Raw genomic sequence first — 20,446 nt, 5'->3', positions numbered from 1 at the left:
GTCACGCAAGCGATCAACCACGGTTTTCATAAACACCCAGCTTACGGTGCAGGGGTGACTCATCGGCGACAAATAAAAAGCAGGCTTTGTCTTTGTCCAAATTGCAAAGGGTGACAGCTTCATATCCTGGTGCACAACAGGTGTCGGCTGCCACCATGTGAAAGCTGCTATTCACGATGTTGACTTGCATAACGCCTTCAATCACATGAAACACCTGCGCTGGTGAGCGAGCGGGCAAACGAAGTGATTGGCCAGGGCGCAACATCAAGGCGTAAAAGCCCAAAATATTTTCGGCGTCTGTTCCTGTTTCGGGGTTGGTGTAAGTCACCTGAACCTGCTCTAGCGCTTCGTCGTCTTCAGCCAAAGTTTGTAAAGCGGCTTTGGCGTCTGTCCAAGCATAGCGAAGCATGGGGTAGGCCTTCTTGCTGCGCTCAAACACCTTGCTCGGCACCACGCCACCATAAGCGTATTGCTTGTCGCCTCGCCCTGGCACCACGGTTTGTCTATCGCCATTCACATGGTAAGAAGCCTCCATGTAAAAAACCAAAGGCAGGTCAAGCACATCCAGCCAAATGACGGGGTCTTTGCCATCGTGACCGTGTTCGTGCCACAAGCCTGTGGGTGTCAAAATCAAATCACCCCGACTCATGGGACATTTTTCGCCGTCCACTGTGGTGTAAGCGCCCTCGCCCTCCACAATCATGCGTACCGCATTAGGTGTGTGTCTGTGGCTGGGCGCCCATTCACCGGGCATGAGCAACTGCATACCTAAATACATGGCAGCACTGGCCTGCATCTTGTCCAATCCGTGGCCGGGGTTGGCCAACACCAACACACGCCGCTCGGCTTTTTCAATGGGTGTCAACTCACCTGCTTTCATCAGCAACGGACGCAGGGTTTGATACGGCCAATGCGTGGGTTGAGTTAGGCGGTTTGGAATATGCGCAGGAAGCACCCCGCGCAAACTTGGCCACAAGGGCACCAAATTCAAATCACGTAAATCTTGCACATAGTCTTGGGGCAAGTCTTCTAATCGACCTAGTTCATTAGACATGATTATTTCTTTCTTGAACGCATCACAACTTCACCCAAATGCGCTTGTTATCTATGCGAACGGGATACACACGAATATCTTCGGTCAGGGGTGCACACAAGGCTTTGCCTGTACAAACGTCAAAGCGTCCTTGGTGAAAAGGGCATTCGATTTGATTGCCCTCCAAAAATCCATCACTCAAAAGTGCGTCGCCATGGGTGCAGCGGTTGTCACTGGCGTACACCTCACCGTCCACCTCGTACAAAGCCAGCTCTTTATCGCCCACCTTCACGGCGGTGACGTCCCCTGGCACCAAAAATTCCAAGTCATAGGCGTGTGTCCAATCATCTGACATGGTGTCTCCTTAAATCGGGTAAATGATGGAGTTGGCAATCATCTCGCTGTCGTACACGCACAAGCGAGACAACAACTTCAAACCTTGCGGGGTGCGAACCACCACATCATGGTAATAACCAGCACTGAGGATGGTGGAGTCACCATCGAACTTGGTTCGAATGACCGTGTAATTGGCCTCGCAGACAATGCGCTCACCGCCTGCTTCAATTGAAAGAATGCGAGGTATTCCCACAATATGACGCTGGTAGTAGGGGTCGTGGTAGAGCGTTTCTTTGACACCATAGACACGGTCTTGGATCATGGCTTTGCTCTCCAAGGCTAACAAACACAGTGGCAGGTCTTGCTCGAAATTTTCTCTGGGTTGCAAACGGTAAGTGCCTGCATCCACAAAAAAATCTGGCCACTTTTCCCACTCGGTGGAGTCGCACACCATGGCGTAGTCGCTGTAGAGGCTGAGCAGTTCAAAATAAGTTTTGAAATCCACCATGGCTATTCCCCCATCACTTTGCGCCAATAGTCGTACATGCCGCGAATCAAGGTTTCGGTCACCATGTGATCAGTGTCGCCAATGTCCAATCCACCCATCTCTACCAAGGTTCGGTGTGATGGTTTTTGCTCAAAACCTTGCTGTGACCATTCAATGACTTCGCCGTCATCTGCGGAGACAAAACCAGCAGGCCCAAATAAATTGGCTTGAATCAATCGTCGCTGCTCCATCTCAGCTGTGTCGTCCTCAAAACCGAAATGCGTCCAAACAAAATCGAAGGAACCATGACCACTGGGTTGAATATGTCGGGTAGACACGCTGTTGACTTGCTGTTGAATGATCAGGCTGGGGAAAATCGTGGTCATCACCGCAGTCGGGCCACCCCACCAAGCCTCAGGAACAATGTCCAGCAGTCGTGTGTCATTCAATGTCATCTTGTCCTTGAAGCTGTCCAAGCCACTGACCACATCGGCATTGTTGCCGCCTTGGCCGCGGGTGGAAATCATGGCGGCGTGGCGAAACTTGTCGTCCATCTTCAGCTCTGACTTGTTATCTGCTCGCCAAAGACCGAAGGTAGAAAACCAAGTGTGCAGCAAACCTGGGTGATAAGGGTCTTTGATGTTCTCTTGCATCAGCTTCCAGTTGCCCGGAATGCGTTGACGCCTATAACCTAAGATTTTGAGTTGACGGCCATTGAAGGTGCGGTCAAAGTATTTCAATATGACAGGTCCAAGGAAATCTTCCAAGGACTCGATATCGTGATCGAAAGAGGCAAACACCACACCGCCACGGGTGGCGACTTTGAGCTTGGTCAGGCCATGCTCTTCCAACTTAAAGTCTTTGGGCATACCGCCATTGACCTTTCCGTCTTGCTTGACGCCACGGCGAAAAGGCACACCTTGTAAATCGCCTTTGAGGCTGTAATTCCACTGGTGATAGGGGCAGAGAAAGTCTTTGGCATTGCCGTGGCGTTCTCGGCAAAAGCGCATACCGCGATGAGCACACACGTTTTCGACCACATTGATGCTGCCATCGGGGTCTCGCACCATGATGACAGAGCGTTCACCCACCACGGTGCGGCGAAAGTCACCTGGGTTAGGTATCTCAGCCTCTAAGCCAACATAGCACCAGTGATTGTTGTAAAAAAAGCGGTCCAGTTCCTTTTTATACAGGTCCTCTCGGGTGTAAGCCCAAAATGGGATGCGACTGGTGCCCTCGCCTGCCCATTGCGGATTTTGAGGAAAAACACTTGCATGAGACATGACCACTCTCCTAAAGAATCAGTGAGTAAACGGCTGGCACTGAAAAGACAAAAGGGTTAGCCCGTTTAGGGGCTAACCCTTTGATATCTTTGGTCGGCGTGGCGGGATTCGAACTCGCGACCCCTTGCACCCCATGCAAGTGCGCTACCAGGCTGCGCTACACGCCGAAGAGAGTGAATTATAGCCTTGCCAGAAGACTTTTTAGTTCAGCAAATCGCGTATTTCAAATAATTCACGACGCAGCAATTGAAGCTTGTTGGAGTCATTGTCATCTGGGCTAAGTTGCCAGTTCTCTTCGCCGCGGGTCTCATCCAACAACAAGTTATCTTCTAAGTCGTCCAATCCTTGCAACATCACTTCGCCAGCACGTTTTTTGTCTCGTTCTTGCTGAACCAGTTCTTGCAATTTATTGCGGGCACCGCTGATGGTGAATCCCTGTTCGTACAAGAGGTCTCGAATACGTCGAATCATCAACACTTCGTGGTGTTGGTAGTAACGACGATTGCCGCGACGCTTCATGGGCCGCAGTTGTGTGAATTCCTGCTCCCAATAGCGCAGCACATGTGGCTTAACGCCACATAACTCGCTCACCTCACCAATAGTGAAATAGCGCTTTGCTGGGATGGAAGGGAGAGAACTCTCCATGGGTTCAGTCATTTAAAAAGTGAGGCCTGAGGTTACACGAAGTAACCTGCCAAGTTAAGCTTATCGGCACGATATTCCGAAAATAAAGACGCTTCTTTGACAAATAAAAGCCATAAGGCGGCGGTTTTTGCCTCTGTTTGGCGTCAATCGACGACACTGCCAAGCAGATGTGTACTTTATTCGGCATCTGTTAGCGGAGTACCTTGGATATGTTCTTTGAGCTTTTGGCTGGCGTGGAAGGTAACGACGCGACGAGCTTCAATGGGAATGGATTCGCCAGTGCGCGGATTGCGGCCAGGTCGGGCAGCTTTGGTGCGAATTTGGAAGTTGCCAAAACCAGAAATCTTGACGTCTTCACCATCAACTAATTTTTGGGAAATCAGATCAAAAAAAGCGTCAATCATGTCCTTTGACTCACGCTTGTTTAATCCAATTTGGTCAAACAAGAGTTCAGCTAACTGCGCTTTGGTCAAAGCGGGCGTTTCCAAGCTTTCAAAAGAAATTTCCATTCTGCATTCTCCTTCAGGTACGCAAACGGGCGTTCAATTGTTGTGTCAATTGTTGCACTACGGCTTGAAGCGCCTGTTCAATTTGGTTATCGGTCAATGTTGCATCGGTGCTTTGCATGGTCAAGCGAACTGCAAAGCTTTTCTCCCCGACAGCTACATTGCCACCTTCTTTGGCAGGACGGTAAATATCAAACAGCGCCGCATCTTTTAGCAAACCTTGTGTGGCAGCTGTGTGAATACAGCTCATCAAGGCCTGATGACTGATCTCTTCTTTGACAACTACCGCAATATCTCTTTCCACAGCTTGTAACTTCGGCACAGCCGATACCACGGGCACTGTGCGCTCTAACAAGGCGTCCAGCTGCAACTCAAAGACCATGGGCGCGTGAGACAAGTCCCACTGCTGACGCCACTTGGGATGGAGTTCGCCTAACCAGCCCAGGAACTGACCGTTTGAAGAAATACGAGCACAGCGACCTGGGTGCAGCGCCGGATGTTCTGCCGCCTCAAATTGAATATGCCGAGGTGCGAACATTGCTTGAACATCGGCTTTGATATCAAAGAAGTCTGCATTTTTTTTGTCGATGTTCCAAGCTAATTCGTTGACAGGCCCCCAGGCCATGCCAGCGAGCATCATGGGTTGGTCAATGCCCTTGACCGACTGCAAAGAATCTTCAACATCAGGGCTTTTATGAAAGACTCGGCCCACTTCAAAAACCCTTACACGCGAAGCTTTGCGATCCGCATTGAATTTAACTACCTGCAACAACGACCCGATAAGGCTTGAGCGCATCACACGCATATGGCTGGCAATGGGGTTGAGTAGCTCAATTGGATCTGTATTGCCCGCCAAATCTTTTTCCCACTGTGCATCTACAAAGCTGAAGTTAATGGTTTCTTGGTAACCCAAAGCGGCAAGACTGCGACGCACCGCAAAAGGGTGCCTCAGGTGTTCTGGTATGAGTCGTGGCGTGATGGGCGCAAGCGGGGCTGTAGACGGCAGTTGATCAAAGCCCACCATACGGGCGACTTCTTCAATCAGGTCCTCTTCAATCGTGATGTCAAACCGAAAACTGGGCGGGGTCACAGTGATGACACCAGGGGTTTCGCTCACTGCAAGACCCAAACTTTGCAAGGCCTCGGCCATGCGCTGCTGAGACAGATCCACACCCAAAACTTTGTTCGCTCTGGCCACACGCATAGCAACAGGCTTTCGCTCAGGCATTTGGAGTTGATGGTCGTCCATTTGTCCAACTTGGCTTTGCGGTGTGCCACAAATATCCAGTACCAAGCGGGTAATCCGCTCAATATGCTCAACCGTATGTTCTGGGTCGACGCCGCGCTCAAAACGGTGACCTGCATCGGTAGAAAAATTAAACCGTCTTGATCGCCCTGCCACCGCTTGAGGCCACCAAAAGGCAGCCTCGATATAAATATGTTGCGTGTCGTCAGAAACTGCAGTGGCATCACCGCCCATAATTCCCGCAAGCGACTCCACTTGGGAAGCATCAGCAATAACGCCCACCTTGTTGTCCAACTCTACAGTGCTGCCATTTAAGAGCTTGAGGCTTTCACCTGCTTTGCCCCAACGCACCACTAAACCATCGTTAATTTTGTCGAGATCAAAAATATGAGAGGGGCGACCCAACTCAAACATCACATAGTTGGAAATATCCACCAAAGCGCTCACACTGCGTTGACCGCACCGAGACAAGCGCTCGACCATCCAATCGGGTGTGCTTGATTTAGGGTTGACATTTTTCACCACACGCCCACTGAATCGGCCGCATAAATCGATAGCTTCGACTCGAACAGGCAAGACCTCTTGCGTTTGCACATCGACGGGAGGGAATTGAGCTTGAATCAAAGGCGCACCAGTCAGCGCTGAAAGTTCACGGGCAATACCGTAAACACTTAAGCAATGCGCCAAATTGGGCGTGAGCTTGAGGGTGAACAAGGTGTCATCGAGTTGCAAATGTTCACGAATGTCTTGCCCTATGGTTGCCTCAAGGGAAAGCTCTAACAAACCAACGTTTTCTTGCGAAAGGTGCAACTCCTTGGATGAACACAACATGCCTTGGCTTTCAACACCGCGCAACTGGCTCTGTTTGATCAAAAAGGGTTTGCCATCATCGCCTGCGGGCAACTCTGCACCTACCAAGGCACATGGCACTTTGATTCCCACGCGGGCATTCGGCGCACCACAAACGATGGACAGTGGTTGAACTTGCCCGACATCCACTTGACAAATACGCAAGCGATCAGCGTTGGGGTGTTGCTCTGCAGACGTAATGCATCCAACCACCACTTTGCTAAAGGCAGGGGCCACACTGCGCATCTCTTCCACCTCTAGACCTGCCATGGTCAAGGTCTCAGCCAGTTGCTGAGTATTCAAGGGTGGGTTACAAAATTCTCGCAACCAAGATTCAGGAAATTGCATTTGTCTACCTTGGTCTGTTTAACGGAATTGGCTGAGAAAGCGAATATCGCCATCGAAAAACAGGCGCAAATCATTGACGCCATAGCGCAGCATGGTCAAACGATCAGGCCCCATGCCGAAGGCAAAACCGATGTAATGCTCTGGGTCTAAACCCATATTGCGAACAACATTTGGGTGAACTTGGCCTGAGCCGGCCACTTCCAACCAGCGTCCCGCCAAGGGACCACCGGGGAATTGGATGTCGATTTCTGCACTGGGCTCTGTGAAAGGAAAGAAACTCGGTCTGAAACGAAGCACTAAATCTTCGTTTTCAAAAAAGGTTTTACAAAAATCGGTGAACACCACCTTCAAGTCTTTGAAGCTGATGTTTTCGCCAATCCACAAACCCTCGCACTGGTGAAACATGGGCGAATGGGTGGCGTCACTGTCAACTCGGTAAGTTCGACCTGGGGCAATAACCCGAATTTCAGGCATGCCCCTACCCGCCTCTATGCTCTTTTGATGCGCTTGTACATGCGCCATGGCATGTCGTATTTGCATGGGGCTGGTATGCGTTCGCAGCAGATGACCACCCTCAACATAAAAGGTGTCATGCATGGAACGAGCAGGGTGATCTTGGGGCGTGTTCAGCGCAGTGAAGTTGAACCAGTCGGTTTCAATTTCAGGCCCTTGTGCCACTGAAAAACCCATAGAGGCAAAGATCAATTCAATGCGCTCTAAACTCAAACTGACCGGATGCAAGCCACCTTGGCTGCGCAAGCCGCTGGGCAAACTGACGTCCAGTTTTTCTGCTTGGAGTTGTTGATTCAACTCTTCATCCGCCAAAGCTTGGCGACGGGCATTCAAGGCTTGTTCTATGGACTGCTTAGCCGAATTGATGACAGCACCTTGGATCTTTTTGGCTTCCAAATCAAGCTGGGACAAACCCCTCATCATTTCGGAAATACGGCCCGACTTGCTCAAGAACTGTGCCTTGGCATTTTCTAACTCAGCCGCAGAGGCACACTGGGAAAAGAGAGCGTGGGCTTGTTGTACCAGCGTATCGAGCTCGTTCATATCGTCTCAAGTTTGAAATGAAAAAGGGATTGAAGCAGTTGTGGGCTTCAATCCCTTGGGCCAACATGTCACCCGCCAATAAGTGACGGGTATCGCAAGCAACCCCGTCAGGCAGCTAAACGCGCTTTGACTTGATCGACGATGTGTCCAAAGGCTGCTTTGTCATGAACCGCCAAATCAGCAAGCATTTTGCGGTCAATTTCGATGGCAGCTTTGCGCAAGCCGTTGGCAAATTGGCTGTAGGTCAAGCCAAATTCACGAGAAGCCGCATTGATACGGGCGATCCACAACTGACGAAACACACGCTTTTTGGCACGACGATCGCGGTAGGCATATTGACCCGCCTTCATCACCGCCTGTTTGGCGATGCGATAGACATTACCGCGGCGACCGCGGAAACCTTTGGCGAGGGCTAAAACTTTTTTGTGTCTGGCTCTGGCCGTGACACCACGTTTTACGCGAGGCATAGTAAGTTCTCCTTATTCGTCCGTTGATTACAGGCCAGCCATGGGCAGCATTTGCGCCATGTGACCCATATTGGTTTCATGCACACCTGTAGGACCACGCAAATGACGTTTGTTTTTGGTGGTTTTCTTGGTAAGGATGTGGCGTTTGAAAGCTTGACCGCGCTTGACGGTACCGCCTGGACGAACACGAAAGCGCTTTTTAGCGCTGCTTTTGGTCTTCATTTTGGGCATTGAATGCTCCTTTTTGTTTGTGCTCGTGAGGCGCTACGCAACTGAACGCAGACTTGTTAGCCCCGAGACACTTGTTTGCGTGACCTTTTACGCAGCGGTTGCTTGCACAGCCTCTGCGGCGGGTTTGGTCACGCCACCCGGTTTCTTCTTACCTGGTGCAATCATCATGATCATCTGACGACCTTCCAGTTTGGGAAACTGCTCAACCACAATCAGATCAGCAAGTTCATCCCGAATTCTTTGCAACAACGCCATGCCAATTTCTTGGTGGGTGATTTCTCGACCGCGAAAACGCAAAGTGATTTTGCATTTGTCGCCTTCGTCAAGAAAACGCTTGATGTTGCGTAATTTGATGTTGTAGTCGCCGTCGTCTGTTCCGGGTCGGAATTTAATTTCCTTGACCTCGATCACCTTTTGTTTGGACTTGGCTTCAGCCGCCTTCTTTTGCTCTTGGTATTTGAACTTACCGTAGTCCATCAGTCGACATACTGGTGGTACGGCAGTTGGTGAAATTTCTACCAAATCAACATCAAGTTCCCCTGCCATTCGCAGCGCTTCAGCCAAGCTGAGCACGCCAATGGGTTCGTTGTTAGGACCGCTCACGCGGACTTCGGGGGCCATGATTTCTCTGTTCAGGCGGTGTTTGCGTTCCTCGCGTTGTCGGCGATCGCGGAATTCAGTAGCGATGGTTCAATCCTTCAAAAAAAACCTGTTTCAAAATGAAACAGTGAAACTCCGTCGCATCTTCGACGTCCAAGCATGAAGTCAACCAGTGAAATCAAAGTTTGGCGGCAATGTCCGAAGCCAACTTTTCAGTGAATGCTTCGAGTGGCATAACCCCAAGGTCTACATTGCCTCGGGCGCGCACTGCGACGGTACCTGCTGCTTTCTCCTTGTCACCCATGACGAGGATATAGGGCAGCTTTTGCAATGAATGCTCGCGTATTTTATACGTAATTTTCTCGTTTTTAAGGTCTTGAATAACCCTAAATCCTTGATTTTTCAGCTTTTTGACTACATCTTGCACGTAATCAGCCTGTGAATCAGTGATATTGAGGACAGCAACCTGGACAGGCGCCAACCAAGCTGGCAGGGCTCCAGCATGCTGTTCAATCAAAATACCGATGAAACGCTCCAAGCTTCCCACGATGGCTCTATGCAACATGATGGGCCTGTGACGCGCACCATCTTCACCTACATACTCTGCGCCTAGTCGCTCGGGCATATTGGGATCGACTTGCATGGTGCCGCACTGCCATTCACGCCCGATGGCGTCTTTCAGTGTGTATTCAATTTTGGGTCCGTAAAAAGCACCTTCACCCGGCAAATATTGAAAATCACAGCCAGAGGCTTTCAAGCCTTCAGCCAAGGCCTGTTCTGCCCTGTCCCAACTTTCTTCAGAACCTATGCGCTTTTCAGGTCGGGTGGATAACTTGTAAATGATCTCGGTGTAGCCAAAATCTTTGTAGACCTTTTGCAGCAAAGTGGTGAATGCAATGACCTCAGACTGAATTTGCTCTTCAGTACAAAAAATATGGCCATCGTCTTGGGTAAAGGCTCTTACGCGCATGATGCCGTGTAAGCCACCCGAGGGCTCATTACGATGGCATTGTCCAAACTCCCCAAAACGCAGGGGTAAATCGCGGTAGCTTTTGATACCTTGGTTGAAAATAATCAAATGCCCAGGGCAGTTCATGGGCTTGAGTGCGTAATCGCGTTTTTCAGATTCAGTGACAAACATGTTTTCACGGTATTTGTCCCAATGCCCAGTTTTCTCCCACAAACCTTGGTCGAGTATTTGAGGGCCTTTGACCTCCAAATAGCCGTTTTCTCGGTAAACCTGACGCATGTATTGCTCGACCTCTTGCCAAAGCGTCCAACCCTTGGGATGCCAAAAGACAGTGCCGGGAGAATGTTCATCGATATGAAATAAATCCAGTTCTCGACCAAGTTTGCGGTGGTCACGCTTTTCAGCCTCCTCCAACATCGTAAGGTATTGCTGCAAATCGTCCTTGGTAGCCCAAGCAGTGCCATAAATACGCTGCAACATTTCGTTGCGGTGGTCGCCACGCCAGTAGGCGCCTGCCACCTTCATGAGCTTGAAATGCTTTAGCTTGCCAGTGCTAGGCACATGGGGGCCACGACACAAATCGGTAAAGCTACCCTCGCTGTAAAGAGATACGTCTTCATTGGCAGGAATAGAAGTAATGATCTCTGCCTTGTAATGCTCGCCGAGTTTTTTGAAATAGTCGACAGCTTGATCTCTTGGCATGACTTGACGCGTGACAACCTCATCCTTAGAAGCCAACTCCGTCATTTTCTTTTCAATCAATTGCAAATCGTCGGGTGTGAAAGGTCGGCTGTAGGAAAAATCGTAATAAAACCCGTTATCTATAACGGGCCCAATAGTGACTTGTGCGTCAGGGAATAAAGACTTAACAGCGTAGGCAAGTAAATGGGCTGTGGAATGGCGAATAACTTCTAAGCCTTGGGCATCTTTGGCAGTCAATATGGCCAAACGCACGTTGTCTTGGATTAAGTAACTGGTGTCCACCACCTCGCCATTGACATTACCCGCTAAAGCCGCTTTGGCCAAGCCTGCGCCTATAGAAAGCGCAACATCTGCCACCGTTACAGGACCAGGGTATTCGCGAAGAGAGCCATCCGGCAAGGTGATTTGGAGCATAAGTTGGGTCAGTGAGCCATGAAAGTAAAACAAAAGCGCGGTGAAAACCGCGCTTACATGCTTGCAAACTTCATTTTCCCATAAAAAACAGGCCCCTAGAGGCCTGTTTTGTGGGTCACTTAGCTATGAAATCAATGGAATTGCTCTTCTTCGGTAGAGCCCGTTAAAGCAGTAACGCTGGATTGGCCGCCTTGAATGACCGTGGTGACATCATCAAAGTAGCCTGTTCCCACTTCTTGTTGGTGTGAAACAAAACTGTAGCCTCGGTCACGAGCCGCAAATTCAGGCTCTTGAACCTTCTCTACATAGGCTGACATGCCACGCGCAGCGTAGTCTTGGGCCAAGTCAAACATGTTGAACCACATAGAGTGAATACCGGCCAAGGTAATGAACTGGTATTTGTAACCCATGGCACCCAATTCGCGCTGGAATTTGGCGATGGTTGCATCATCCAAGTTTTTCTTCCAATTGAAAGAAGGTGAGCAGTTATAAGCCAACATCTTTCCAGGGTGAACTTTGTGAACAGCCTCAGCAAATTTGCGGGCAAATTCCAAATCGGGGGTACCTGTTTCACACCACACCAAATCCGCGTAATGGGCATAGGCAATGGCACGGGAAACGGCTTGGTCCATTCCCTTTTTGGTTTTGTAAAAACCTTCGGCGGTTCGCTCGCCAGTAATGAAAGGCTTGTCATTGGCGTCGTAATCACTGGTCAACAAATCAGCAGCTTCAGCATCTGTACGTGCAATCACCAGCGTGGGAACGCCACAAACGTCAGCAGCCATACGTGCAGCCACCAATTTTTGAACGGCCTCAGCAGTTGGAACCAGCACTTTGCCACCCATGTGACCACATTTCTTCACAGAGGCCAATTGGTCCTCGAAATGCACGCCGCCAGCACCAGCACGAATCATGGCTTTCATCAATTCGAACGCGTTCAATACACCACCAAATCCTGCTTCAGCATCGGCAACGATGGGGGCAAAGTAGTCAATAAAGCCTTTGTCTGAAGGATTCAAACCTTTAGACCACTGGATTTCATCCGCACGACGGAATGTGTTGTTGATACGCTCAACCACTGTAGGAACGGAGTCGACAGGGTACAAAGACTGATCTGGGTACATAGAGGCATAAGAGTTGTTGTCAGCAGCGACTTGCCAACCAGACAAATAAATGGCCTTGATGCCTGCTTTGACCTGCTGCATAGCTTGCCCGCCCGTCAATGCACCTAAACAATTGACATAGGGTTCGTTGTTCACCAAGTCCCACAGCTTTTCTGCGCCACGCCGAGACAAGGTGTACTCAATGGGAAAAGACCCGCGCAGGCGCACAACATCAGCAGCGCTGTAACCTCGCTTGATTCCTTTCCAACGTGGGTTGGTTGCCCAGTCCTTTTCCAGGGCGCTGATCTGTTGTTCGCGGCTTAACTGCTCTGTGATGTCTTGTGGCATGTGTCACTCCAAGTGAAAATTTAGATAAATGAAAAGCTCTCGCCTTATTCTATATCTTATATAAGAGTTAATTGGCCTCTTATGTCTTATATATGAAATATATTTAATATATAAAAAACAAATACTTAAAAATGTAATTTTGTATTATGAAATATAAAATCGCAATATCAAAAAAATTTCCGGTAAAAGTTAAAAAAAGAGTGTGACATCAGAAAAATTTGAAAAAACAACATTTTCATTCGGGAAAGCAGATAAATCTATAAAAAAAAGGCAATTTCTCCATTACGATTAGCGTTGCCGACAAAAGCAATAATGCTAGCGGTATTTCACTCACTTCTAGAAGGAAAATGAAAATGGCAACTGCAAAGAAAGCAGCAAAAAAAGCTGCTGCAAAAAAATCCCCTGCTAAAAAAGCCGCCGCAAAAAAACCTGTTGCTAAAAAAGCTACAGCCAAAAAAGTAGCAGCTAAAAAAGCCCCCGCGAAAAAAGCCCCTGCTAAAAAACCTGTAGCCAAAAAAGCGCCTGCCAAAAAAGCAGTTGCTAAAAAAGCTCCAGCTAAAAAAGCGGCTAAGAAAGCCCCAGCCAAAAAGCGCACTCCTAATGCTGCTTTCATGAAGCCCCTGACACCTAGCGCTGCCTTGGCTGCTGTTGTGGGCTCCACTCCTTTGGCACGCACTGAAGTAGTTAGCAAATTGTGGACTTACATCAAAAAGCACGCTTTGCAAGACAAGGTCAATAAACGCAACATCAATGCAGATGACAAACTCAAAGCTGTGTTTGGCAAATCGCAAGTCACCATGTTTGAACTTGCAAGTCTGATTGGCAAGCACTTGTCATAAGTTCTTCCAAATAAAAAAAGGGCCGCTTACGCGGCCTTTTTTTTGTCCTAAGTCATCAGTTTTTGGTGAACATGAATTCGCCTGGGGAAAGAATGGGGTCCACATTGATCAGTATGGTGTCATGTGGCATAAATTTTCCTTCAAGCAACATCTTGGACAGCGGATTTTCAATGCGCTGCTGAATGGCTCGTTTGAGTGGCCTAGCACCAAAAACTGGGTCAAAGCCAACCTTGGCCAGTTCTTCCAAAGCTGCTGCAGATACATCCATGCCTAAGTCCATACGTGTTAAGCGATCTGAAAGAACTTTCAATTGAATGTCTGCAATTTTGGCTATGTGCTTTGCGTCCAGTGAATGGAAAACCACTGTTTCATCAATACGGTTCAAAAATTCGGGTCTGAAATGGTTCTTCAACTCTTCCCAAACCGCTTCCTTGATTTCTGAATAGTCTGAGCCAACCATTTTTTGAATCAAGTGAGAGCCAATATTTGAAGTCATTGCTATCACAGCATTCTTAAAATCAACTGTGCGCCCTTGTCCATCGGTCAAACGCCCATCGTCTAGAACCTGCAAAAGAATATTAAAAACATCGGGATGGGCTTTTTCAATTTCATCCATCAAAATAACGGAATAAGGTTTGCGACGAACGATTTCGGTCAAGTAACCCCCTTCGTCGTAACCAACATAGCCGGGAGGTGCGCCAATGAGTTTGCTAACCGAGTGCTTCTCCATGAATTCGCTCATATCGATGCGAACCAAGTGATCCTCGCTGTCAAACAAGAACCCGGCTAAAGCCTTACAAAGCTCTGTTTTGCCTACGCCTGTAGGACCTAAAAACAGAAATGAGCCAGTTGGCCTTGAAGGATCGCTCAATCCTGCTCGACTGCGGCGTATGGCGTTGGAAACAGCGACGATAGCCTCATCTTGTCCCACAACCCGCGCATGAAGTCGATCTTCCATCAGCAGCAATTTTTCACGCTCGCCTTGCATTAATTTAGAAACAGGAATGCCTGTGGAACGAGCAACGACTTCGGCAATTTCTTCAGCACCTACTTGTGTCCTAAGTAAGCGCATGACATGGGCTTGTCCATCAGAAGTGTCAACGGCGTTGGCCGCTTTCATACGTTTTTCCAATTCGGGCAATTTGCCGTATTGAAGTTCAGCCACTTTATTGAAGTCACCTTTGCGTTTGAGCTCTTCAATTTGAAAACGCGTACGGTCAATTTCCTCTTTGATAACAGCGCCGCCTTGCGCTTGGGCTTTTTCTGACTTCCAAACCTCCTCAAGGTCGGCATACTCTTTTTGAAGTTTCAGGATCTCTTCTTCAATAAGCTGCATACGCTTTTGAGAAGCATCGTCTTTTTCTTTGCGAACTGCTTCTCTTTCAATTTTTAACTGAATAAGTCGCCTCTCCAACTTATCCATGATCTCGGGCTTGGAGTCAATTTCAATTTTGATTTTTGCAGCAGCCTCGTCTATCAAGTCTATGGCCTTATCTGGCAAAAATCTGTCTGTGATGTAGCGGTGCGAAAGCTCTGCCGCAGCGACAATGGCCGGATCGGTAATCTCTACCCCATGGTGGACTTCATACTTCTCTTGCAAGCCACGCAAAATTGCGATGGTGGCCTCTACAGAAGGTTCACCCACAATAATTTTCTGAAAACGTCGCTCTAAAGCTGCATCCTTCTCTATGAAACGACGGTATTCGTCAAGCGTTGTAGCGCCCACACAATGCAACTCACCCCTTGCCAAAGCAGGTTTGAGCATATTTCCAGCATCCATGGCGCCATCAGCCTTACCGGCACCGACCATGGTGTGTATCTCATCAATGAAGAGAATGGTTTGTCCCTCATCCTTGGCTAATTCATTGAGCACACTTTTGAGTCGCTCTTCAAAATCGCCCCTGAACTTGGCTCCGGCCAAAAGCGAAGCCATGTCCAAGGACAAAACACGCTTTCCCTTAAGTGAATCGGGCACTTCGCCAGAGACAATCCGCTGCGCAAGACCTTCAACAATGGCGGTCTTCCCAACGCCTGGCTCACCAATAAGAACTGGGTTATTTTTACTTCGCCTTTGCAGGACTTGGATTGCTCGACGGATTTCATCATCACGACCAATGACCGGATCAAGCTTTCCCAGTTTTGCTCGCTCAGTCAAGTCGAGTGTGTATTTTTTTAGCGCACCTCGCTGGCTCTCTTCGTCAGCAGACTTGACAGTTTCGCCACCTCTTAAAGACTCGACAGCTGCACCCAGATTTTGTCTGCTCAAGCCGTGCTTTCTGGCAAGCTGCCCCAACTCAGATTTTGAATCGGATAAGGCCAATAAAAACATTTCACTGGCTACAAATTGATCCCCCTTCTTAAGGGATTCCTTTTCGGCAGACTGCATCAATGAGACCAAATCACGCCCAACTTGTACTTGGTGTTGGCCATGAACTTCGGGTAACTTTGCAATGGCATCTTCACTGTCTTTTAAGAGACCTGCGATATTGACGCCGGAACGCATAAGCAAGGTGCGGGGCCCATCATCTTGGCGCAGCATAGCTACCAGTAGATGACATGGCTCTACATAGGCTTGATCTTTGGCAAGCGCAATTGACTGTGCATCTGACAGCGCTTCTTGGAATTTGGTGGTTAATTTGTCCAGACGCATAGATTTCCTTTGAAAACTAAGTAATTAACCTCAGGTGAGGCTTTAAACCAAGAATTCAAGTCGGAAAAACGAACTTATCACTGTGGAAAAGCATTTTTAGCCTCGATTCCCCATTTTGCCAAGGCTTGGTCATCACTTATTCTGGCGTCTACCCAATGTGAGCCATGAGGCCCTGTTTCTTTCTTCCAAAATGGCGCCTGGGTCTTTAGGTAGTCCATCAAAAACTCACAGGCTTGGAAACTCTCGCCACGGTGCGCAGAAGTCACTGCCACCAACACGATTTGGTCTAAAGGATTCAATATACCAACCCTGTGTATGACTTTTGCAGAAATAATGTCGAATCTTTGTCGAGCGTCGTTGAGCATTAGTTCAATGGATTTTTCGGTCATCCCGGGGTAGTGCTCTAACTCCAAAGTAGATACATCATCGCCATCATTTCTGTCCCTGACGGTACCAACAAAAACACATACTGCACCAATGTCAGCTTTGCCCGATCGCAAGGCTTGAACTTCTTGGGTTAAATCAAAATCTTCAGTTTGTATAAGCACCGAAAAAGTCATGTCAGCCACCTGTCACAGGAGGAAAAAAAGCAACCTCACAGCCCTCAGACAACAAAGCATTGTCGTCACAGACCTCTTGGTTCACAGCTACTCGAATAGCCTTACCAGATGCTAAGGCTTGAGCATAATTAAGATTTAACAGCATCAATTCTGAACGCAGCTGTGCTACGTTGAGGGCCGAAGTTTCATGCGCTAGGGTACTGAGACCAAGTTGCTCTCTAAGTGATGAAAAAAAACGAAGCGTAACTTTCATGACATTAAATCTTTGAATGAAAGAAAATTGACCATGTCTCCAGACGTAATGCAAGTTCCTGGCGGGTTGTCAACCAAGCCATCAGCCCAAACCGCAGAAGTCAAGACGCCAGAACTTTGGTTTGGAAACAAATCCAATCCATCGTTTTGATTTCGCTTTACGCGCAAAAATTCTCTTCGCTTATCTGACTTTGATAATGAAAAGTCTGCTCTTTTCAAGTGGGGCTTCGCTGTCAAATCAAGACACCCCTGAAGGGACAATATAAAGGGTCTGACTAACATCAAGAAAGTCACCAAACTAGACACCGGATTACCTGGCAGACCAATAAAGTGTGCTTGTTTATCTGTATTGGATTGGCTTTTTACGTAACCATAGGCAAAGGGTTTGCCAGGCTTAATAGACAAAGCCCAAAGTTGTAGCTCACCAAGAGTTTGTACAGCAGGCTTGACAAAATCTGCCTCTCCCACAGAAACACCCCCACTGGTCAGAATCAAATCATGGTTGCTAGCGGCTTGAGACAAAGCAGAGACAGTTTGCGCTTGGTCATCTGGCACATTGCCTAAGTCAGTCACTTCGCAACCCAAGCGCTCAAGCAAAGACCGCAAAAAAAATCTATTTGAGTTAAAAATGGAGCCAGAAGGTAAAAAATGAGGTTCAATATCGCCAGGCATAACCAACTCATCGCCAGTGGAAAACAAAGCGACTTTTGGCTTGTCCGATACCGATAACGAAGGGCAGCCAATGCTGGCAGCTAAACCTAAGGAGGTAGGATCTAAGCGAGTTCCCCGAGGTAGCAGCACAATGTCTTTTTCAATATCCTCGCCTTTTTTACGAATACATTGACCTAATGTCGGGGAGGTATGAAAACGTACATGCGAATCATCAACCACGATCACTTCTTCTTGCATGACCACCGCATCAGCCCCAAACGGAACAGGTGCACCAGTAAATATTCTTGCGACTTCACCCTTATTCAAGCTTGACGGGGGATGCCCAGCAAGAATGCGTTGCCCTAACTTCATAACCCCATCATTGAAGGACAAATCAGCTAAACGCAAAGCATATCCGTCCATTGCAGAATTATCAAAAGAGGGAACTTGTATTGCTGACACCAAATCTTGTGCCAACACACATCCGTCCGCTTTGAAAGTAGACACATTTAACACTCTGTTCAATGGCTTTGCACAAAGCAACAATCTATGAAGTGCATCATCGAGTGAAAGTAAGGATGATGGGTTCATGAAAGTGGTTGAGAGTAAACGAATCTATCCTGATGAGCGATCAGCCAATCAGCAATTATTTCTGGATTGTCTAAAGGCAAGACTGGCAAAGCTGTCGTCAATGGAAACTCAGTAAAGTCAGAATAAGCAATGGCCGTCACAAAATCATCTGAAAGAAAAAAAGGATTTTGCAAAACTTCTTGTGACCTGATGACTTCTACTTTCAATAGATCGCTGGACTTGAAACCTTCGACAAAAACCCAATCAACACCATCATACATTTGGGCAATGACCGCGTGGATAGACATATGGGAATCCCGCTCAAAAGTTCGTTGCAAACTCAGACTGCGATCAGAAACCAAAACCACCTCAAAGGAACCTGCCCTCTTCATTCGCCAAGTGTCTTTTCCTTGGTGATCTATCTCTGCAGCATGATGGGTGTGCTTCACAGTCGAAACTCGCAAGCCACGATCTTTGAACAATTCAATCAACTGCTCTATCAAAGTCGTCTTCCCAGCGCCGGAAGATCCAATAAATGCAAGTACATGCATCATGAAGAAGTTTCTCCATCGATATGGGATGCAATGAAATTCTTCAAACTTGTGAGGTCTGCAGGCATAACACTCACAAATTGTGGCAATGATTCGATCTCAGAAAAAGCTTTGGGACAAGGTGGCTCTATTGAGATAGCTTCATGAATTGTTCGCGCAAATTTGATGGGCAATGCAGTTTCCAAAACCAGCATCGGAATATTTTTTTCGTGAAAATCCAGTGCAACCTTTAAGCCATCAGCGGTGTGCGGGTCTATCAATTCATCCATTGTTTTATGAACATGGCGAATTGTTTTTAACCTGTCTTCATGGGTACTTTTGCCACTTAAAAATCCAAAATGGGCTTTGGCGGCAGCAAAGAACGGATTTTCAGCAAGAGAAAACTGCCCCTTACTTACCAACTCCTGGGCAAAAAGATGTTTTACTGTTTTAGCATCTTTTCTTAACAGATCAAAAATAAATCGTTCAAAGTTACTTGCCTTTGAAATATCCATTGAAGGACTTGATGTCTCGAAAGTGTTCTCCCCAGATCTGGCCTTGTAGGTACCAGTTCGAAAAAACTCGTCAAGAACATCGTTTTCATTGGTGGCAACGATTAAGTTTTGAATGGGCAGCCCCATCATTCGCGCAACATGACCAGCACACACATTACCGAAGTTTCCACTGGGCACAGTAAAACTCACTTTTTGTTTTGAGTTTTCAGTCGCCTGAAAATAACCTGAAAAGTAATAAACAACTTGGGCCAATAATCTGGCCCAATTGATGGAATTCACAGTTCCAATTTGGTACTTGCGCTTAAATATCAAATCGTTAGACACTTGCTTGACCAAATCTTGACAGTCATCAAATACGCCTTGAATTGCAATGTTGTGAATATTAGGCTCATTCAAAGAAAACATTTGCGCTTGTTGAAATTTACTCATGCGTCCTTGCGGACTGGTCATGAATACAGCAATACCCGTTTTCCCCTTCATGGCATATTCAGCAGCACTTCCCGTGTCCCCAGAGGTTGCTCCCAGGATATTTAATTTTTGGTTTCGTCTAGCAAGTTCATACTCAAACAAATTGCCAAGCAACTGCATTGCCATGTCTTTGAAAGCCAAAGTTGGGCCATTGGACAAAGCGAGGACAAACATATTGTCAGGGTAGGCTCGCAAGGGTGTAATGAGCGAACTACCAAACACTTCCTTTGTATATGTTTTAAAACATAGCCTTCTTAGATCTTCAGCTGGAATGTCATCAATGTACAAAGACAAGATTTCAAATGCAAGTGCGGCGTAGCCTTCACTTTGAAATATGTGACGCCAAATTTCAAGCTTGGCCCCATCAACTGCAGGATAAGTCTCTGGCAAATACAAGCCCCCATCCGGGGCAAGCCCCTCGAGCAAAATATCGCAAAACCGCTGCCTCTCAGAATAACCCCGCGTAGAAACATAAAACATCAGATCAACTCTTCTTTACGAATTCGAATAATGGGATCAATCACCGTGGCTAAGGATTGAATTTTTACCAATGCAGCATTCATTTGGGACTCTACGCATTGATGCGTCAAGATGATTAATTCTGTGCTTTCTTCCTTGTTGTGGGAAGGTTGTTGAAGCATTGCGTCAATGCTGATGTTGAACTCGGCCAGGACTCCGGTCACATTTGCAAGCACGCCAGCTTGGTCAGCTACTCCCAAGCGCAAATAATAGGCAGTCATAACCTTATCTATCGATAAGATCGGAATGTTTCGCATTTCTTGAGGCT

21 protein-coding genes and 1 tRNA gene are annotated in these 20,446 nt (G+C 47.6%); 1 reads left to right on the top strand and 21 read right to left on the bottom strand.

Annotation, left to right across the window (positions count from 1 at the left end; genetic code table 11):
• Window positions 1-13: 13 nt before the first annotated feature.
• The 14 genes from AC9UEO_RS11500 to aceA form a co-directional block, all read right to left on the bottom strand.
• Window positions 14-1,054, bottom strand: a complete 1,041-nt coding sequence (locus tag AC9UEO_RS11500) for a cupin domain-containing protein (RefSeq protein WP_509533483.1) — start codon at window positions 1,052-1,054, stop codon at window positions 14-16.
• A 22-nt stretch (window positions 1,055-1,076) separates the two neighbouring features.
• Window positions 1,077-1,388: a non-heme iron oxygenase ferredoxin subunit gene (locus tag AC9UEO_RS11495; RefSeq protein ID WP_509533480.1), complete on the bottom strand. Its 312-nt coding sequence runs from the start codon at window positions 1,386-1,388 to the stop codon at window positions 1,077-1,079.
• 9 nt (window positions 1,389-1,397) lie between these two features.
• Window positions 1,398-1,877: an aromatic-ring-hydroxylating dioxygenase subunit beta gene (locus tag AC9UEO_RS11490; RefSeq protein ID WP_509533477.1), complete on the bottom strand. Its 480-nt coding sequence runs from the start codon at window positions 1,875-1,877 to the stop codon at window positions 1,398-1,400.
• A gap of 2 nt (window positions 1,878-1,879) precedes the next feature.
• Window positions 1,880-3,139 carry an SRPBCC family protein gene (locus tag AC9UEO_RS11485; protein WP_509533474.1) on the bottom strand — a complete coding sequence of 420 codons (1,260 nt, stop codon included), beginning with the start codon at window positions 3,137-3,139 and terminating at the stop codon, window positions 1,880-1,882.
• A 90-nt stretch (window positions 3,140-3,229) separates the two neighbouring features.
• A tRNA-Pro gene (locus tag AC9UEO_RS11480) sits at window positions 3,230-3,306 on the bottom strand.
• A 34-nt stretch (window positions 3,307-3,340) separates the two neighbouring features.
• The gene (locus tag AC9UEO_RS11475; RefSeq protein WP_509533472.1) at window positions 3,341-3,784 is read right to left on the bottom strand and encodes a MerR family transcriptional regulator; all 444 of its coding nucleotides are present in this window, start codon (window positions 3,782-3,784) and stop codon (window positions 3,341-3,343) included.
• 176 nt (window positions 3,785-3,960) lie between these two features.
• A complete protein-coding gene (locus AC9UEO_RS11470; RefSeq protein ID WP_509533470.1) occupies window positions 3,961-4,293 on the bottom strand; it encodes an integration host factor subunit alpha in 333 nt (110 codons plus the stop codon).
• A gap of 13 nt (window positions 4,294-4,306) precedes the next feature.
• Window positions 4,307-6,733, bottom strand: coding sequence for a phenylalanine--tRNA ligase subunit beta (pheT, locus tag AC9UEO_RS11465; protein ID WP_509533467.1), 2,427 nt, complete (start codon window positions 6,731-6,733; stop codon window positions 4,307-4,309).
• Window positions 6,734-6,751: 18 nt separating this feature from the next.
• The gene (gene pheS / locus AC9UEO_RS11460) at window positions 6,752-7,789 is read right to left on the bottom strand and encodes a phenylalanine--tRNA ligase subunit alpha (protein WP_509533464.1); all 1,038 of its coding nucleotides are present in this window, start codon (window positions 7,787-7,789) and stop codon (window positions 6,752-6,754) included.
• Between the two features lie 107 nt (window positions 7,790-7,896).
• On the bottom strand, window positions 7,897-8,256 hold the full coding sequence (rplT, locus tag AC9UEO_RS11455) for a 50S ribosomal protein L20 (RefSeq protein ID WP_509533461.1): 360 nt from the start codon (window positions 8,254-8,256) through the stop codon (window positions 7,897-7,899).
• A 27-nt stretch (window positions 8,257-8,283) separates the two neighbouring features.
• Window positions 8,284-8,487, bottom strand: a complete 204-nt coding sequence (gene rpmI, locus AC9UEO_RS11450) for a 50S ribosomal protein L35 (RefSeq protein ID WP_509533459.1) — start codon at window positions 8,485-8,487, stop codon at window positions 8,284-8,286.
• 87 nt (window positions 8,488-8,574) lie between these two features.
• Window positions 8,575-9,174: a translation initiation factor IF-3 gene (infC, locus tag AC9UEO_RS11445; RefSeq protein ID WP_509533522.1), complete on the bottom strand. Its 600-nt coding sequence runs from the start codon at window positions 9,172-9,174 to the stop codon at window positions 8,575-8,577.
• Between the two features lie 91 nt (window positions 9,175-9,265).
• Window positions 9,266-11,173: a threonine--tRNA ligase gene (gene thrS, locus AC9UEO_RS11440; protein ID WP_509533456.1), complete on the bottom strand. Its 1,908-nt coding sequence runs from the start codon at window positions 11,171-11,173 to the stop codon at window positions 9,266-9,268.
• A 131-nt stretch (window positions 11,174-11,304) separates the two neighbouring features.
• Window positions 11,305-12,624, bottom strand: coding sequence for an isocitrate lyase (gene aceA, locus AC9UEO_RS11435; protein WP_509533453.1), 1,320 nt, complete (start codon window positions 12,622-12,624; stop codon window positions 11,305-11,307).
• A gap of 353 nt (window positions 12,625-12,977) precedes the next feature.
• Between aceA and AC9UEO_RS11430 the strand changes: the two genes are divergently transcribed.
• Window positions 12,978-13,463, top strand: coding sequence for an SWIB/MDM2 domain-containing protein (locus tag AC9UEO_RS11430; RefSeq protein ID WP_509533451.1), 486 nt, complete (start codon window positions 12,978-12,980; stop codon window positions 13,461-13,463).
• A 55-nt stretch (window positions 13,464-13,518) separates the two neighbouring features.
• Here AC9UEO_RS11430 and clpB read toward each other — a convergent pair whose 3' ends face one another.
• The 7 genes from clpB to AC9UEO_RS11395 all read right to left on the bottom strand — a co-directional run.
• Complete coding sequence (clpB, locus tag AC9UEO_RS11425; protein WP_509533448.1) at window positions 13,519-16,113, bottom strand: ATP-dependent chaperone ClpB; 2,595 nt, start codon at window positions 16,111-16,113, stop codon at window positions 13,519-13,521.
• Between the two features lie 77 nt (window positions 16,114-16,190).
• Window positions 16,191-16,673 (bottom strand): molybdenum cofactor biosynthesis protein MoaE, encoded by a 483-nt coding sequence (locus AC9UEO_RS11420; protein ID WP_509533446.1) that lies wholly within the window; start codon window positions 16,671-16,673, stop codon window positions 16,191-16,193.
• 1 nt (window position 16,674) lies between these two features.
• Entirely contained in the window at window positions 16,675-16,926 is a 252-nt protein-coding gene (gene moaD, locus AC9UEO_RS11415) for a molybdopterin converting factor subunit 1 (RefSeq protein WP_509533443.1), read from the bottom strand.
• Entirely contained in the window at window positions 16,923-18,167 is a 1,245-nt protein-coding gene (locus AC9UEO_RS11410) for a molybdopterin molybdotransferase MoeA (protein ID WP_509533441.1), read from the bottom strand. Before AC9UEO_RS11410 ends, moaD begins: the two co-directional genes overlap by 4 nt.
• A complete protein-coding gene (gene mobB / locus AC9UEO_RS11405; protein WP_509533438.1) occupies window positions 18,164-18,700 on the bottom strand; it encodes a molybdopterin-guanine dinucleotide biosynthesis protein B in 537 nt (178 codons plus the stop codon). Before mobB ends, AC9UEO_RS11410 begins: the two co-directional genes overlap by 4 nt.
• Window positions 18,697-20,139, bottom strand: coding sequence for a threonine synthase (gene thrC, locus AC9UEO_RS11400; RefSeq protein WP_509533435.1), 1,443 nt, complete (start codon window positions 20,137-20,139; stop codon window positions 18,697-18,699). Before thrC ends, mobB begins: the two co-directional genes overlap by 4 nt.
• Window positions 20,139-20,446 (bottom strand): ACT domain-containing protein (locus AC9UEO_RS11395; protein ID WP_509533432.1); only part of this gene is annotated, 308 nt, incomplete at its 5' end. The genes AC9UEO_RS11395 and thrC, both read right to left, overlap by 1 nt.

Origin of the sequence: Limnohabitans sp. (genome assembly GCF_040401495.1) — a bacterium.
Classification (GTDB): domain Bacteria; phylum Pseudomonadota; class Gammaproteobacteria; order Burkholderiales; family Burkholderiaceae_C; genus Limnohabitans.
This window is presented reverse-complemented; position numbering and strand designations above follow the sequence as displayed.